At 64.1% G+C, this 15,223-nt stretch carries 15 protein-coding genes; 9 read left to right on the forward strand and 6 right to left on the reverse strand.

The annotated features are described in order from the left end of the window. Positions 1-40: 40 nt before the first annotated feature. Positions 41-1,711 carry an amidase gene (locus tag BW994_RS01250; RefSeq protein ID WP_029312705.1) on the reverse strand — a complete coding sequence of 557 codons (1,671 nt, stop codon included), beginning with the start codon at positions 1,709-1,711 and terminating at the stop codon, positions 41-43. Positions 1,712-1,784: 73 nt separating this feature from the next. Here BW994_RS01250 and BW994_RS01255 point away from each other — a divergent pair, with 73 nt between their 5' ends. From BW994_RS01255 to BW994_RS01270, 4 genes are all read left to right on the forward strand, one after another. Beyond that, entirely contained in the window at positions 1,785-2,978 is a 1,194-nt protein-coding gene (locus tag BW994_RS01255; protein ID WP_029312704.1) for an FAD-binding domain-containing protein, read from the forward strand. Positions 2,979-3,081: 103 nt separating this feature from the next. Continuing rightward, a complete protein-coding gene (locus tag BW994_RS01260) occupies positions 3,082-3,873 on the forward strand; it encodes a M48 family metallopeptidase (protein ID WP_029312703.1) in 792 nt (263 codons plus the stop codon). A gap of 64 nt (positions 3,874-3,937) precedes the next feature. Next, entirely contained in the window at positions 3,938-4,387 is a 450-nt protein-coding gene (locus BW994_RS01265; protein WP_156038150.1) for a hypothetical protein, read from the forward strand. After that, positions 4,384-4,752: a glyoxalase superfamily protein gene (locus BW994_RS01270; RefSeq protein ID WP_051657463.1), complete on the forward strand. Its 369-nt coding sequence runs from the start codon at positions 4,384-4,386 to the stop codon at positions 4,750-4,752. The genes BW994_RS01265 and BW994_RS01270 overlap by 4 nt, the downstream gene beginning before the upstream one ends. A gap of 105 nt (positions 4,753-4,857) precedes the next feature. Here the strand turns inward: BW994_RS01270 and cynS are convergent, their stop codons facing one another. From cynS to BW994_RS01295, 5 genes are all read right to left on the reverse strand, one after another. Further along, the gene (gene cynS, locus BW994_RS01275) at positions 4,858-5,307 is read right to left on the reverse strand and encodes a cyanase (protein ID WP_029312700.1); all 450 of its coding nucleotides are present in this window, start codon (positions 5,305-5,307) and stop codon (positions 4,858-4,860) included. A gap of 153 nt (positions 5,308-5,460) precedes the next feature. Further along, positions 5,461-6,351, reverse strand: coding sequence for a sulfurtransferase (locus BW994_RS01280; protein ID WP_076454302.1), 891 nt, complete (start codon positions 6,349-6,351; stop codon positions 5,461-5,463). A 34-nt stretch (positions 6,352-6,385) separates the two neighbouring features. Further along, positions 6,386-6,706, reverse strand: a complete 321-nt coding sequence (locus tag BW994_RS01285; protein WP_029312698.1) for a 2Fe-2S iron-sulfur cluster-binding protein — start codon at positions 6,704-6,706, stop codon at positions 6,386-6,388. Further along, positions 6,703-7,833: an acyl-CoA dehydrogenase family protein gene (locus tag BW994_RS01290; protein WP_051657462.1), complete on the reverse strand. Its 1,131-nt coding sequence runs from the start codon at positions 7,831-7,833 to the stop codon at positions 6,703-6,705. The genes BW994_RS01285 and BW994_RS01290 overlap by 4 nt, the downstream gene beginning before the upstream one ends. 1 nt (position 7,834) lies before the next feature. After that, positions 7,835-8,380 (reverse strand): OsmC family protein, encoded by a 546-nt coding sequence (locus BW994_RS01295; RefSeq protein WP_029312696.1) that lies wholly within the window; start codon positions 8,378-8,380, stop codon positions 7,835-7,837. Positions 8,381-8,783: 403 nt separating this feature from the next. On the opposite strand from BW994_RS01295, the gene BW994_RS01300 reads away from it, so the two are divergent. The 5 genes from BW994_RS01300 to BW994_RS01320 are packed head-to-tail and all read left to right on the forward strand — an operon-like array spanning position 8,784 to position 15,222. Next, on the forward strand, positions 8,784-9,389 hold the full coding sequence (locus BW994_RS01300; RefSeq protein ID WP_162176809.1) for a TetR/AcrR family transcriptional regulator: 606 nt from the start codon (positions 8,784-8,786) through the stop codon (positions 9,387-9,389). Positions 9,390-9,434: 45 nt separating this feature from the next. Then, positions 9,435-10,571, forward strand: coding sequence for an LPS export ABC transporter permease LptF (gene lptF, locus BW994_RS01305; protein WP_245801488.1), 1,137 nt, complete (start codon positions 9,435-9,437; stop codon positions 10,569-10,571). Next, positions 10,568-11,698: an LPS export ABC transporter permease LptG gene (gene lptG / locus BW994_RS01310; protein WP_035229504.1), complete on the forward strand. Its 1,131-nt coding sequence runs from the start codon at positions 10,568-10,570 to the stop codon at positions 11,696-11,698. Before lptF ends, lptG begins: the two co-directional genes overlap by 4 nt. 3 nt (positions 11,699-11,701) lie before the next feature. After that, positions 11,702-13,942 (forward strand): LPS-assembly protein LptD, encoded by a 2,241-nt coding sequence (locus BW994_RS01315; protein WP_029312692.1) that lies wholly within the window; start codon positions 11,702-11,704, stop codon positions 13,940-13,942. After that, positions 13,939-15,222, forward strand: a complete 1,284-nt coding sequence (locus tag BW994_RS01320) for a peptidylprolyl isomerase (protein ID WP_029312691.1) — start codon at positions 13,939-13,941, stop codon at positions 15,220-15,222. The genes BW994_RS01315 and BW994_RS01320 overlap by 4 nt, the downstream gene beginning before the upstream one ends. Position 15,223 lies beyond the last annotated feature (1 nt).

The following is a 15,223-nucleotide window of genomic DNA, read 5'->3' on the forward strand; positions in this document are numbered from 1 at the left end:
AGCCAAGCGATCTCCTTTATGATACATCTTCATCGATTTGTCAGGGGGACGTCGCAGTGCGCGCGGGCGGCCGCAGCGCGAGGCCAAGGCGTGATTCGAGCGCGCGCCCCAGCGCCAGCATCGGCGCCTCGTCGAACAGGCGGCCCCACAGGCTGGAGGCATGCGGCACATGATGCGTCGGCGCATCGGTCGCGGTGCGGGTGCCGGCCAGCGTATCGGCGATCCGGCTCGGCGAGGCGATGAAGCCGGAGGGCAGGCACAGGCAGGGGTGGCCGGTGAAATTGGTGATGCCGAGCATCGGGCCGGCCAAAGCAGGCCCGATCATGACATCGACCTCGGTGAACAATGTGTCCATCGCGATCATCACGCGGCGGCGCAACCGGTCGAGCTGGATATGATCGACCGCGGAGAGAAACCGCGCCATGCGAAACTGGTTCGGCCAGGCATCGGCATCCTGCCAGGTCAGCAGATCGTCGCGATCGCTCAGCGTCAGCGGCTCGAACAGGGCAGCGGCTTCGGCCATCAGGATCGAGGTCAGGCTGTCGTACGGCAGGTCGGGTCGGGTCAGCGCGACCAGATGCACGCCCAGCGCGCGGCAGTGCTCGAGAATCGCACGATCCTGATCGAGCGAGCCCTCGCCCTCGACATCGGCCGGGAAATACCCGACCCGCAGCGTGGTAAGGTCACGCGCCAGATCGCCGCCGAACGGCGCCTCGATGCTGGAAACATCGGTCGCATCGGCGCCGTTGATCACCGCCATCACGAGCGCGCAATCATCGACGCTGCGGCCGATCGGGCCGATCTTGTCGAGGCTGGGGCACAGCGACATCACGCCGCTGCGCGCAACACGGCCGAAACTCGGCCGCAGGCCGACCGTGCCGCAGCGGGTCGAGGGTGACACGATCGAGCCATAGGTCTCGGTGCCGAGCGAGAATCCGCACAAGCCCGCCGCGGTGGCCGAGGCGGAGCCGGCCGAGGAACCCGATGACCCTTCCGCGGGATTCCACGGGTTGCGGGTTTGCCCGCCGTGCCAGATATCGCCATAGGCCAGCGCGCCGACGGTGGATTTGCCGAGAATGATCGCCCCGGCAGCGCGCAGGCGCCGTACCACGATGGCGTCGGCCACCGGCACGCGCCCCTCGAACGGTTGGGCACCCCAGTCGGTCGCGAGACCGGCGGTGTCGATGATGTCCTTGCACGCATAGGGAATGCCGTGCAGCGGTCCCGCCCAGTCGCCCCGCACGCCGCGCGCATCGAGCGCTGCGGCCTCATCGAGTGCCGTCGGATTAAGCCGCGCATAGCAATGCAGCACGGGGTTCTGCTGCGCGATTCGGTCGAGATAAATCTGGGTCAGCCGCGTCGCGGTCAGCGATCCCGCGCGGATCCAGCCGATCTGCGCGGTGATCGGCGCGAAGGCGATATCGATATCATCGTCCGGCAGCGGCAGCATGGTGCTCGGCAGGTGCAGCGGCGCGGATTCGGGCATGCGGAACCCGGGCAGCCGCGGGTCGAACACCGTCGCCGGCGGCATGTCCTCGTCATCGCGGTTGCGCCGCATGGTATCGGCGCGGCGCGCGGCGGCGAGGCCGATCTGCTCGGCGATTTCGGCGGCGACCAGCGCGCGCTCCGCCGGCGTATAGCACACGCCGACCACGCGTTCCGCCGCCTCGATATCCTGTGCCGTCACGATCGGCTGTACTGCCTGATCCATATTTGCTCCTGCAACCTCTGCGTCAGTAGCATAAGGGCGTTGCGGATCGCGACAAGCGGGCCATGTCGCGCGCATGGAATTATTCACCCCGACGCGCAACGCCGGCCTCGCCCGTCTCGCTGAGTTTCTGCCCCACGCCGGCCGCGCCTATGCCGAGGGACGCAATACCGACCCCGGACCCGGCCGGCACAGCGCGGTTTCCCACCTCTCGCCCTATCTGCGCCACCGCCTGATCACCGAAGCCGAGGTGACGCAGGCGGTCTTCGCCGCCCACGGCGAGGCGGCGATGAAATTCATCGAGGAGGTTTGCTGGCGCAGCTATTGGAAAGGCTGGCTGGAGCATCGCCCCGCGGTCTGGGCCAATTATCGCGCCGGTGTGCGCCGCGGCGAAAACCGGCTGGCCACGTCCGGCGGCCTGCGCCGGGAATTTCACGATGCCTGCGCGGGGCAGACCGGTATCGATTGTTTCGATGCCTGGGCACAGGAACTGGTGGCCCATGGCTATCTGCACAACCACGCGCGGATGTGGTTCGCCTCGATCTGGATCTTCACGCTGCGCCTGCCGTGGGAGCTCGGGGCTGATTTCTTTCTGCGCCATCTCCACGATGGCGATGTCGCGTCGAACACGCTGTCGTGGCGCTGGGTCGCCGGCCTGCACACGCCGGGCAAACACTACCTCGCCCGGGCCGAAAACATCGCGCGCTACACCAACGCCAGGTTCGATCCACGTGGCCAACTCGACGAAACCGCCGAGTCGCTGACCGAAGAGATCCCGCCCCCACGACCGGTGCCCCCGGTGTTCGACAAGCCGATCAACGGCGATGTCGCGCTGCTGCTCCACGACGATGATTGCGACCCCGGCAGCCTCGATCTCGCCGGATGCACCGTGCGCGCAGTGGCCGGTCTCGCCATGCCGGCGCCGCGCGCGACACGTGGCGTCGCCCCGCCGGTTGCCGCATTCGCCCATGGCGCGGTCGAGGACGCGCTGTGCCGCGCCGAGCGCCGGTTCGGCGTCGCGGCGGTGCGGCTGGACGACAGTGCCGCTATCACCGCCTGGTCGTCCGAGCACGATCTGCCGGTGATCACACCCTACGCACCGGTCGGCCCGGTCGCCGATGCGCTCGCGGTTCTGCCAACGCCACCCCGCGCGGTGCCGCGCGCCTGGGATCGCCATTTCTGGCCCCACGCCACCAAAGGGTTCTTCCAACTGCGCCAACACATCCCGGCGTATCTGGCCAGCGCACCGATGGGCCCGCCCGCGCCATGATAATTCGTGAAACCTTCACACCGATCGTTGCCAATCCGGCGATTACGCCTTGCAGACCCGTTACAATTCCCGCTAGTTCAAACGATACACGGGAGGTTTTTTAATGTCTGAGATCGTCAACCGTCTGCGGCATCCGAAGGAGCGCATTTACAGCGCCATGATCCTGACCGCCGGCATCGTGCTGTGGACGCTGTTTTTTTTCATCATAATTGCGTCGCTGTTTTTGAAACCGTTCAATGCTATCATCGATATATTGGAAATCATCGTCATCGTCCTGGTCGTGATGGCCGCCGGCGCCTGGTATCGCGCCAGGGCGTTCGGCAACATGATCATGCTTGGGACCGAGCAATGCCCGACCCTCTATAATATGGTGGCCGAGGGCGCGCGCAGCCTCGGCCTCGCGCAGACGCCAACGACATTCCTCTACAATTCGCATGGTCTGGTCAATGCGATGGCAAGGCGCTTGTTCGGCCGGCGCTACGTTTTTTTGACCTCAGCTCTGGTCGAAATCGAGACCGACGAGCAGGTGAAATTCGTGATCGGCCATGAACTGGGCCACCATGCCGCCGGGCACCTCAACCCGATGCAGTATATTCTGAAACTTCCGGGCCATTTCGTGCCGTTTCTTGGGCCGGCCTATTCGCGGGCGCGCGAATATACCTGCGACAGCATAGGCGCCCACCTGTCGCAGGATTTCGAAGCATCGCGCACCGCCCTGCAAATGCTCGGCTGCGGCTGCAAACGGCTGAACAATCAGATGAATTGCGACGCCTTCATCGCCCAGGAAGCGATGGTACCCTCGATATTCGGCTTCATTTCCGAGATTTTTCGCAGCCATCCGCGACTGACACGGCGGGTCGGCGCGATCCGTCAGGGCCTCGAACGACAATTTTAGGAAACGATCGCCACCAACGACGATTTGAGTTGCCGCGATGCCGGCGGTTTGGCAGCGTGCGACCATGAAAGACCCGATCGGCTTTCTGGCATCCCGCGCCGGGCGCTATTCCGGTCCCGGCGTCGCGCACGACACGCGGGCGTTCACCGGTGTTCTGATCATCGATCCGCCGCTGAACCCGGCCAATCTGAGCTACCGGTTCACCGCAACCGCCACTGATGGCGAATTGCTGCACACCGAAATCGCCTGCCTCGGCCGCAACCAGGGCGACGAGATCGAAATCGTCCACATCAGCAACAATATCCCGGGCCTCCAACATTTCCAGCTTGCGCAATCCGCCGATCACGATCTGGTCCTGCACCACGGCAATCTGGCCGATCCGCAATCGTTCCGCGAAATCGTGCACCTGGCGTTCTCGAGCGAAACCACAGCCCGGCTGAGTTACGATTGGGCCCGCCCCGGAGAGGCAATCGTGCCGCAAAGCTGGGTCGAACTGGTGAAAGATTCCCCGTGAGCAACCAACAACGCGTCTTCCCCACCCTGCGCATCACCGATGAAGCGAAAGCCCGCCAATTCTATCTCGACTCGCTCGGCTTCACGCTGGACTGGGAGCACCGCTTCGCGCCCCACTATCCGGTGTTCATGCAAGTCTCGAAAGAAGGCCTCGCGATCCGCCTGTCAGCCCATGAGGGAGACGGCGCCGTCGCCGGCAACGCGCATCTCGACGTCGCGGACGTCGACGCCTGGTATCGCGACGCCACCGCGCACGGCGTAACAACAAGCCGGCCACCGGCCGATCAGCCCTGGGGCGTGCGCGACGTGCGGTTCCGCGATCCGGATGGCAATCAACTGGTGGTCGCGACGCGCCAGGGCGCCTGAGCCCTGCGGAGTAAAGAAGGCCAAGGGGCAGAACCCCTGGCCTTGTTGACTATGGCGGAATCACCCGTGCGGATCGCCGTTCGATCAGGATGGTTGCGGCGGTCATCAATAGCGTTTGTAGGGTAGGAACTTGCCGCTCATGGTGAGTTTGACCCGGTCGCCCTTCTGGTCGGGCTGGCGCTCCATCGTCATGTCGAAATCGATCGCGCTCATGATGCCGTCGCCGAACTCTTCGTGGATCATTTCCTTCCAGGTCGTGCCGTAGACCGAGACGAGCTCGTAGAAGCGGTAGATCAGCGGGTCGGTGGGGACAGCGGTGGGCAGGGAGCCGCGATAAGGCGCCTGGGCGAGCAGGGCGGCCTCTTCATCGTCGAGGCCGAACAGGGCGGCGGTTTTTTCGGCGGTTTCCGGAGTCATGGACATCTGGCCCATGCAGGCGGCGCAGACCCAGACCGGGGCGTGGCCGAGCTTCGCGGCGATTTCGGTCCAGGTGAGGTTTTTGGTTTTCTTGATCTTGAGGATTTTCTGGCCGAGAGCCGTTTTTTCGTCGTTCATTGTTGTTCCTGTTAAGTTAAGGAAGCGCTTCTTTTTGAAAAAAGAAGCAAAAACTTTTTTGACTCTGGGCCTGGGCCGCTCGGATTGTGCGCCCCAGGCCCAGCGAACAAAAGTTTTTTGGTTCTTTTTTACAAAAAAGAACCCTTTTTTATCTTACTCAGCGGCAACCGCCAATTCCGCCGTGCCGAACGGCAGGCCTTCCTCGATCGGTAGCGACGGATCGCGGCTCCATTCGTTCCAGGAGCCGAAATAGATCGCGGTGTTGGTGATGCCGGCTTCGGCGAGGGCGACGTAGCTGTTCGAGGCGCGGGCACCCTTGAAGCAGTAGATATAGACTTTCGAGGCCGGGGTGACGCCGACGGTTGCGCATTCGGCGAGGATTTCGTTTTTGGATTTCAGCATCGGGCCGGCGGCGGTCGGTTTCATCATGCGGTACCATTCGATCCAGCGCGCACCGGGCAGGCGGCCTTTGCGGGGGCAGAAATCCGGGCCGTAGGGCGAGGAGCTTTCGCCGACCCATTCATCGACATCGCGCACGTCGAGCAGGACGATCGATTTGTCATCGAGGGCGGCAAGAACATCGTCCTTGGTCAGGATCAGGTCCTTGCCGGCGTCGGTCATCGGGAAGGTGGCGGCGGTCGGTGTGGCGGCTTCGGTGCTGATCGGCATGCCGGCCGCGGTCCAGGCGGCGAGGCCGCCGTGGAGGATTTTGGCGTGTTTGTAGCCGAGGTATTGCAACAGGAAAAAGCCGCGGCAGGATTGGCCGAAGCCGGAGTTCATCGAACCTTCGTAGAGCACGGCGGTCTCGCTGCCGGACAGGCCGAGGGCGCCGAACGCATCGGCGAATTTGCTGCGCAGTTCCGCCATGCCTTCGGGGGTCGAGGTGGCGAGATAGGTGAAGATGTCGTGCAGATTGACCGCGCCGGGGATGTGCCCTTCGGCATAGGCGGCGGGGTTGCGGGTATCGATCACGACGATGCCGCCGGATGACATGCCGGATGACATGGCGGTATCGAGTTCGGCGGGGGAGATGAGCACGGTCATGGTCTGGCCTCCTGGGGGGTTGGGGTGCGGCAGATCAGCGTTTGGGTAGGCTTAGTTCCAGCCCATCCAGCGCCGCGGTGATCTCGATCTGGCAGCCGAGGCGGGATGTGGGGGAGAGATTGAACAGAGTGTCGAGCGTTGCGTCCTCGTCCTCGCCGATCGGTGGCAGGCGGTCGGCCCAGGCGGGGGCGACGATGACGTGGCAGGTGGCGCAGGCCATCGAGCCGTTACATTCGCCGATGATCGGCAGCCCGGCGGCGCGGCCGATCTGCATCACGGTTTCACCCTGTTTTGCCGTGATCCGGTGTTCGGCGCCGGACTGATCGACGATGATGATGGTGGCGATGGCGCTCATGAGGCCGAAAGTGCCGCGATTTCGCGCCGCAACTGGCGGATCGAGGGGGTGATGATCGCGACGAACCAGGCCTCGCGGATGCGCCGATCGACCGGTGAGCCGTGGATGTAGCCGCAGGCGCCCCAATGCAGCATGGCGGATTGGGTGGCTTCGAGGCTGAGTTCCGAAACATCGACGCGCACTTGCAGCACGGACCGGATATAGTCGCGGTCGCGTTCCAGCGGCGTGGCGGCGAGGGTTGCGAGGCGTTCACGGATGGCGCTGACCTTGTCGGTCGCTTCGCCCGCGCCGAATCGCTGGTGGGTGTTGCAATGCGCCTGGGTGCGGTTGGCTTCGTGCATCAGGTCGATCGCGGCATCGATCACGCCGAGTCCCATGCCGGTTTGCAGCATGACGAAGCCCGGGCGGATGCGGGCGACCATGGCGCCGAGCGGATCGGCGAGCAATTGGTCATCGGCGATGAAGGCGCGGCGGAATAGCACGGCGTAGGTGCCGGTGCCTTCGAGGGCGACGAAATGCGCGTTCTGCTTGATCGAGACGCCGTCCTGACCGATCTGCACCATCGCCATGGCGCGGTGGCTGGCATCGTCGGCGTTTTCGAACATGGTGCCGAACCAATGGCCGTCGCCGAGGTTGGAGACCCAGGGCAGGATGCCGGAGACGAGGTAGCCGCCGGCGACGCGTTTGCCGCGCAGGCGGAACTCTTCGGTGCCGGACAGCGCCTTCATCGCGTTGGACAGGCCGGTGCCGGCCATCACTGTGCCGGCGGCGATGTCGGGCTGCAATTTCGCGCGCAGGGCAGCGTTTTCGGTCTGTTCGAGATACCAGCCGGCGGAATCCTGGCACCAGACGCAGAAACCGCTCGACATGCAGGTGGCGGAGACCACGGCCATCGCCTCGATCGCGTCTATCAGCGAGGGGCGGCCGAGTTTGCTGTGGGCGGCGAGGTGGAGGCCGTAGGTGCCGGCATCGCCCAGGCCGCGCAGCTGCGCGCCTGGGTAGATGCCGTCCTGGTCGATGGTGGCGGCGAGCCCGGCCAGCGCCGCGGTTTCAGCCGCGACGGCGTCGCGCGCTTCGGTGCTGGTGAGCGAGCCATGCCGGCTGATCAGTCCGATGCCGCCATCCATGTCAGGCCGCCTTCACGTCGAGGGCGACGGGTTTGGTGAAGGTGTTGGCGACCGGAGACCATTTGGTGGCGTGGGCGATCAGCGCGTCGATCTGGTCCTGCGGGGCGTCGGCGATCAGGTTGACCTTGACGCGGACGGCATCGAAGCCGACCGGCTTGGGCGATGTGTCGCCGGTGCCCCAGACGGCGGTGATGTTGATGTCCGCCTCGAGTTCGAGTTCGAGCGACTGAATCGTGAGATTTTGTGCGACGGCGTTGGCGTGGATGCCGACGGCGAGGCAGGAGCCGAGGGCGGCGAGCGAGGCTTCGGAGGGGTTGGGTGCGGTGTCGTCACCCAGCAATCCGGGGGGCTCGTCGACGATGTAGGGCGGGAGGTTGCGGATCATGTTCAGGTGGCGGAAGCGGCCTTCGGCGATCGTTTTGCATTTCAGCGTTTTGATCGCGGTGGGGTCGGCCTTGCCCTTTTCGATCAGGGCTTCGAGGCCGGTGCGATCGATCGGTTGGAGGCAGGAGATCATGGCGGTTGGTGCGGTGGCTGACTGGCTCATCGTGGATCCTTTTCGGGCTGGTCCGGTTCGGAGAGGAGCAAGACAGAACGGTCTGTCTTGCTTACCGGATGTCTGTTGCAAACCCCGTGCCATAACCGCGCCGCCGGGTGCGGCGAGTGATGGTGTGTTAGGCTGTCAGTGAGCAGTGGTGCGTCTTGTGGCTGCGCATGTCGGGTCCAGCGCCTTGTTTTATCCAGTGATTCGGGAGGTTGGTGTGCGGTTGGAGGGTGGTTTGGGGCTGGATTTTTCGAATTCAATTAACCGGGGATTTTCTGGCAGAATTTGTGTAGACTGCGACTCGCTATCCGCCTCAAGGGCAATCTGGCGTGGTGGTTGTGTTATATTTTAATCAGATGCCTGGAGAGTTGACGATTTTATGGGCAAAGCGAAGGCGGCTATGCTGTTGAAGGCGGCAGAAGGTAGTCCGGCATCGCCGCAGACGCGTATTCTGGACGTCGCGCGCGAGTTGTTCTGCCGGGACGGGATCCATGCGACCGGGATCGACCGGATTCTGGCGGAGGCCGGCGCGTCGAAAATGACGCTGTATGCCCGCTATGGCTCGAAGGACGCCTTGCTGCGCGCGGTGCTGACCGAGGAGGGCGAGGACTGGCGCCAGCGGTTTTTCGACCGGCTCGATGAGGCGGGGACGGTGCCGGCGGCACGGCTGCGCGCGATCGTGCCGGCGCTCGGCGACTGGTTCAGTGGCGGTAAATTCTATGGCTGCGCGTTCATGAACGCGGTCTCGGAGCATCGCAAGAACGAGGTCTGGCTGCGCGAGATGGCGGCGGCGCATCATCGTGAGATTCTGGCGCGGTTTACCCTGATCGGAGCAGACGCCGGGTATGGCGAGCCGGCGACGCTCGCGCGGCAGCTTTTGTTGCTGATCGACGGCACCATCGCGGCGCTGATGGTGAGCGGTGATGCGAGCGTGCTGGACATCGCGCGGCGCAACCTCGATGCGATCCTGAGCGCGGCGCCGCTGGCTGATGAGGCTGGCGCGCCCGCGTGAGCGGGGAGCCTTGCCATCCGCGTGGCCCGCCGCCAAAAGACCGGCATGCAAAAGACCGGCATGCGCTCGCCCTTCACCATATCCCGGCTCGACCGCTATGTGTTCGGCCAGCTTGCCCTGGGGCTGGCGGTGACGACGATTGGCCTCGTGGCGCTGATCTGGCTGACCCAGTCGCTACGGTTCATTCAATTGATCATCCAGCGTGGGCTGTCGCCCTTCGTGTTCGTGCATCTGACCGGGTTGCTCCTGCCCAGTTTTGTCGCGGTGATCCTGCCGATCACTGTCTTTATTGTGACAATGTTTGTCTATACCCGGCTTACGACCGATCGCGAGTTGGTGGTGATGCGGGCGAGCGGGATGTCGGATGGTTCGATCGCGCGCCCGGCGCTTGCGATGGCCGCGCTGGCGATGGTGGTGTGCTTTGTGCTCAACGTGTGGCTGGTGCCGGCGAGCCTGCATGATTTCAGCAAGTTCGAATTCCAGATCCGCAACAAGGTGGCGGCGTTTCTGCTGGAGCCGGGCGTGTTCACGCCGATTCCCGGCCATATCACCGTGTATATTCAAAGCCGGGACAAGCATTCGGTGCTGCATGGCATTTTGATCGAGGATTCCCGGCAGAAGGGGGAACCCGCGACGATTCTGGCACGGACGGGGCGGCTGGTCGCCGGGCCGAACGGGCCGGAGGTGCTGTTGCGCGATGGGTCGCGCGAGCAGATCGACCCCAAGACCGGCCGGCTCAACGTGCTGAGCTTTCAGCGCAATCTGATCGATCTGGCGCAGTCGAGCACCGAGACCGACAAATCGGCGCCGAAAACCTCGGAGGCGACGATCTGGCAGTTGTTTCACCCGAACCCCGCGCAGATCCCCCCGGCGACACGGCTGAAATGGCATGCCGAGGCGTGGCGCCGGCTGGTGACTCCGTTTGCGGTCATGTCGTACACGTTGATCGCGCTGCTCGCGGTGCTGCGCAGCCCGTTCCGTCGGCAATCGGGCATCATTGCGCTGGCCGGTGCGGTGCTTGGTGTGATGGCGCTGGTGGCGCTGGGCATTGGCGTCGATAGTCTGGCGGCGCGACAGAATGGCTTGATCCCGCTGATCTTCGTGGTCGCGGCCGGCCCCGCTGTGGTGGGCACCGTGCTGCTGCTGCGCGGCGAGCGCTACACGCGGGCCCAGCCGGCATGAGGCGGCCGCGGGTGCTGTCGATCCCGATCACGCTGTCGCTCTATGTCGGGCGGCGCTTTTTGTTCGCGGTACTGGGCATGCAGGCGGGGTTGACGGCGATCGGGTCGCTGTTTGATTTTCTCGATCTGCTGCGCCAGGCATCCGACAAGCCGCACGCCACCTTCGGCCGGGTGCTGGCGATGGAGATTCTGCGGGTGCCTTGGCTGGGGATGCAGATTTTGCCGTTTGCGGTGCTGCTGGGCGGGATTTTCGCCTTCTGGCGGCTGACCCGGAGTTCGGAGCTGGTAGTGGCGCGCGCGAGCGGGGTTTCGGCGTGGCAGTTTCTGGCGATGCCGGTGATCTGTGCCGCGCTGGTCGGCGCGGTGACCACCACCATGGTCAGCCCGCTTTCGGCCGTGATGTTTGCGCGGGCGGAGACGCTGTATTCGATGTATCTGCAGGTCGGCTCGGGCCCGTTGTCACTGACCGGCGGGCAGCTGTGGCTGCGCCAGGCCGATCCGGCGAGCGGGGCGGGCGGCGTTGCTATTCTGCACGCGCGGGATGTGCATCTGAAGGGCAAGGAACTGACGACCGGGCATGTCACCGTGCTGCGGCTCGATCGGCATACCAGCCTGCACGACCGGATCGAGGCGCGGAGCGGCGTGCTGCGGCCCGGCGGCTGGACACTCGATCACGTCGCGGTGCTCAAGGCCGATGCTGCGCCGGATTTGAGGGCGACGATGCGGTTTCCGACCGATCTGACGGTCGGGCGCGTGCAGGAGAGTTTTGCGAGCCCCAGCGCGCTGTCGTTCTGGGCGCTGCCGCGATTCATTACTTTGCTCGAGCGATCCGGGTTTTCGCCGACGCGCCATGAACTCGCGTTTCAGAGCCTGCTGGCGCTGCCGTTGCTGTGTGCGACGATGGCGCTGGTCGCGGCCGGGTTTTCGATGCGCCCGGCGCGGCGCGGCGGAGCGGGGCAGATGCTGGGTGCGGGGCTGGTGTTCGGGTTTATTTTGTTCATGCTGTCGGATGTGGCCGAGCAGTTCGGCAAATCCGGCGCGCTGCCGGTGATATTGGCGGCCTGGGCACCGGCGGCGGCCGGGCTGATGCTCGCGCTTGCGTTACTGCTGCATCTGGAGGATGGCTGAGCCATGAAGGGTGCCCATCACCGCCGTCACCGGCAATGCCATATCGTCGGGCTCGGTCTGGCGATTGCCAGCCTCGCCGGTGCGCCGCAGGCACGGGCACAGATGGCCGGGTTGATCGCCGGGCCGGAGCGGCCGATTTCCAAGACCGCGCCGGTCACGTTTCTGGCCGATCAGGTCTCCTACGATCGCCAGACCGGCATCGTCACCGCGACCGGCGATGTCCAGGCGTGGCAGAACGGCCATGTGCTCTATGCGGACAAGGTGGTGATCGATCGCAATCACAATACCGCCACCGCGATCGGGCATGTGGTGATGATGGAGCCTTCGGGCGAAATCGCCTTCGCCAAACGGGCCGATCTGTCGAACGGCATGAAGAACGCGGTGATGAGCGATGTCGCGACCATGCTCGCCGAGAACGGCCGCATCGTTGCCAACGGCGCCCGGCGCTACGGCGGCGTGCTCAATGAATTGTCCAAGCCGGTGTATTCCACCTGCGATCTGTGCAAGCACGACCCGACCGCGGCACCCCTGTGGCAGATCAAGGCGCGCAGCGCGGTCGAGGATCTGCAGCACAAGGTCATCGAATATCACGACGCCGAACTGGAGATTTATGGATTTCCGGTGTTCTATCTGCCCTATATTTCGCAGCCCGACCCCTCGGTGCGGCGCCAGAGCGGCCTGCTGATCCCCTCGTTCGGCTCATCGACCCACATCGGCACGTTTTTCGCGATCCCGTATTTCTGGGACATCAGCAAGTCGCAGGACGCGACCATCGTGCCGATCATCGCGACCAAGGCCGGCCCGGTGTTGGATGTGAAGTACCGCCAGGCGCTGAACAACGGCAAGCTGACGGTGAACATCTCGGCCGGGCATGATCGCTACGCGCAGAACTCCGGCCTGTCGGATGCAATTTTTTCCAACGGCGTGTTTGATCTGAACAACACCTGGCGGGCCGGGTTTTCCTACAACCACACATCGAGCACGCAATATCTGAACGATTTCCGATATCTGCCGAACCAGAATTTCCTGGCCTCGAACGCCTATCTCGAAGGGTTCGGCGTCGGTTCCTATGCGAAGATCAGCGCGGACACCTATCAAGGCCTGGTCGCGACCGTCACCCAGAGCAATGTGCCGATCGTCGCGCCCTATGCGCGCTATGATTATTTCGGCGCGCCGGATCAATGGGGCGGGCGGTTCTCGATGGATGCCAGCGCCTATAATATCGCGCGCCAGGTCGGGACCAGCAGCCGCAGGGTGGCTGTGGTGTCGAACTACGATCTGCCGGCGACCGGGCCGGATGGGATTTTGTTCGACAGCCGGGTGCGGTTGATCGCGGCGGGTTACGATTCCTCCAAGCTCAACGAACAGCCGAATTATTCGAATGTCGGCTCGGCCGAGACCGCGCGCGCCATTCCGATCGGCGCGATTTCGGCGCGCTGGCCGCTGGAACGCAGCGCAGGCGATTGGGGCGAACAGATCATCGAGCCGCGCGTGCAGCTCGAGGTGGCACCGAATTACGGCGTGACGCAGAATCAGCTGATCCCGAACGAAGACAGTCTCGATTTCCAGTTCAGCGACGCCAATCTGTTCAGCCTGCAACGCTTCGGTGGGATCGACCGCTTTGCCGGTGGGTCGCGCGTCGATTATGCGTTGCAGGGGGCGTGGTATCTGCCGAACGGCGCCTATGCGACCGGTTTGATCGGTCAGTCCTACGCGTTTCACAAATCGCTGGTGTATCCGGTCGATAGCGGCCTGAACGACAACGTGTCCGACATCGTCGGGCGGGCGACGCTCGCACCGGTGTCGTGGCTCAGTTTTACGTATCGGACGCGCCTGTCGCATCAGGATCTGGGCGCGCGAATGATCGACGCCTATGCCACCGTGGGCAACAAGGCGCTGCGGCTCAGCGGTGGGTATTTTTACAGCGCCACCAATCCGTATTACCTGTTCACCCAGGCGGGGGCGCCACCGGCGTCGTATTTCGTGCCGCAGCGTGAAATCACGCTCGGGGCTGCGACCTCGCTGATCCCGCATTGGACCTTCTCGGGTGCCACCCAGCGCAACATCGCCACCGGCAAGTTCGACAACGCGGCCCTTGCCGCCACCTGGCAGAACGAATGCACGGCGGTGAACGTCAGCTTCTACCGCTCGTTCACCTCCTTCAACTACGATCACGGCACCACCACGCTGCTGATCAACATCACGCTCAAAACGCTCGGCAACATCGGATTCAGTGCCCTATGAAATCTTTGCGACCTTATGGTTTTCTGCTCGGCCTCGGGGCTATGGTTGTGGCGTCGCCCGGGATCGCGCGCGCGCAGGATGCGCGGATTGCGGTGGTGGTGAACGGCACGGTCATCACCAACCAGGATGTCGATGCGCGGGCACGGTTGTTTGCCCTCTCGGCCGGGCTGCCACCGACATCGCAGACGCTCGAGCATCTGAAACCACAGATTACCAGCGAATTGATCGACCAGGCGTTGCAGCTGCAGGCGATCGAGCAGAACAAGATCGTCGTGTCGCAGGCGGATATCGCAGCGGCGCTGGCGCGGATCGACAAGGCAAACGGCCTGCCGCCCGACGGGTTGCAGAAAAAGCTCGAAGCATCCGGTGTGCCGTACTCCACCCTGGTCGGTCAGTTTCGCACTGAACTCGGCTGGACCGATGTGTTGAAAAAGAAACTCGGCCCCGATCTGCGGCCGACCAAGGAAGACGTGCTCGCCGAACAGCGCGCGATGAAACGCGAACTCGGCGAGACGCAATATCATATCGCCGAGATTTTCATCCCGATCGAACGGCCGTCGGACGAAGGCAACGCGAAACTGTTCGCCCAGACCGTGATCAAGCAGTTGCGCAACGGCGCGCCGTTCCCAGTGGTCGCCGCGCAGTTCAGCCAGAGCCAGAGCGCGCTGACCGGGGGTGACCGCGGCTGGGTCGAGCCCGACCTGCTCGACCCGGCGGTGCGCGCCATCGTGCAGCGGATGCCCGCGGGTGCGATCAGCGATCCGGTGCGGGTGGCCGGTGGTTTCGAAATCGTCAACCTGCTCGGCACGCGCAAATTCGGCGAGGTGAAGGAAACCATCCTGAACATCCGCCAGGTGTTTCTACCGTTCCCGAGCCCGTTCCAGGGTGGTCAGCCCAGTCCGGCCCAGTTGGCGGTGTTGACCCATGCCAACGCGCTACGCGGCGGGTTGCACGATTGTGATGCGGTTTCGGCGGCCAATGCGGCGGTCGGGAACGTTCGCAAGGCCGATCCCGGTCCGGTCAACCTCGCGACCGTGCAGCCGGCGGCATTCCAATCCCTGCTGTCCAGCTTGCCGATCGGGCAGATCAGCCAGCCGCTGGTCTCCCAGCACGGCGTCGCGATGGTGATGGTGTGCAAGCGCGCGACGAGCACAACCGGATTGCCGTCAATTCCCGCGATCGCCAACATCCTGGTGCAGCGCCGCGTTGCGCTCGAATCGCAACAATTGATGGACGCGCTGCATCGCAACGCCGTGATCGAGCGCGATCAGGCGAGCTGAC

This window comes from Acidiphilium rubrum, assembly GCF_900156265.1.
Lineage (GTDB): Bacteria > Pseudomonadota > Alphaproteobacteria > Acetobacterales > Acetobacteraceae > Acidiphilium > Acidiphilium rubrum.

What these genes read in the sequence shown, in the direction of transcription:
- BW994_RS01250 (WP_029312705.1), bottom strand. Translation starts at nt 1,711, where the DNA reads ATGGATCAGGCAGTACAGCCGATCGTGACGGCACAGGATATCGAGGCG.
- BW994_RS01255 (WP_029312704.1), top strand. Translation starts at nt 1,785, where the DNA reads ATGGAATTATTCACCCCGACGCGCAACGCCGGCCTCGCCCGTCTCGCT.
- BW994_RS01260 (WP_029312703.1), top strand. Translation starts at nt 3,082, where the DNA reads ATGTCTGAGATCGTCAACCGTCTGCGGCATCCGAAGGAGCGCATTTAC.
- BW994_RS01265 (WP_156038150.1), top strand. Translation starts at nt 3,938, where the DNA reads ATGAAAGACCCGATCGGCTTTCTGGCATCCCGCGCCGGGCGCTATTCC.
- cynS (WP_029312700.1), bottom strand. Translation starts at nt 5,307, where the DNA reads ATGAACGACGAAAAAACGGCTCTCGGCCAGAAAATCCTCAAGATCAAG.
- BW994_RS01280 (WP_076454302.1), bottom strand. Translation starts at nt 6,351, where the DNA reads ATGACCGTGCTCATCTCCCCCGCCGAACTCGATACCGCCATGTCATCC.
- BW994_RS01285 (WP_029312698.1), bottom strand. Translation starts at nt 6,706, where the DNA reads ATGAGCGCCATCGCCACCATCATCATCGTCGATCAGTCCGGCGCCGAA.
- BW994_RS01290 (WP_051657462.1), bottom strand. Translation starts at nt 7,833, where the DNA reads ATGGATGGCGGCATCGGACTGATCAGCCGGCATGGCTCGCTCACCAGC.
- BW994_RS01295 (WP_029312696.1), bottom strand. Translation starts at nt 8,380, where the DNA reads ATGAGCCAGTCAGCCACCGCACCAACCGCCATGATCTCCTGCCTCCAA.
- lptF (WP_245801488.1), top strand. Translation starts at nt 9,435, where the DNA reads ATGCAAAAGACCGGCATGCGCTCGCCCTTCACCATATCCCGGCTCGAC.
- lptG (WP_035229504.1), top strand. Translation starts at nt 10,568, where the DNA reads ATGAGGCGGCCGCGGGTGCTGTCGATCCCGATCACGCTGTCGCTCTAT.
- BW994_RS01315 (WP_029312692.1), top strand. Translation starts at nt 11,702, where the DNA reads ATGAAGGGTGCCCATCACCGCCGTCACCGGCAATGCCATATCGTCGGG.
- BW994_RS01320 (WP_029312691.1), top strand. Translation starts at nt 13,939, where the DNA reads ATGAAATCTTTGCGACCTTATGGTTTTCTGCTCGGCCTCGGGGCTATG.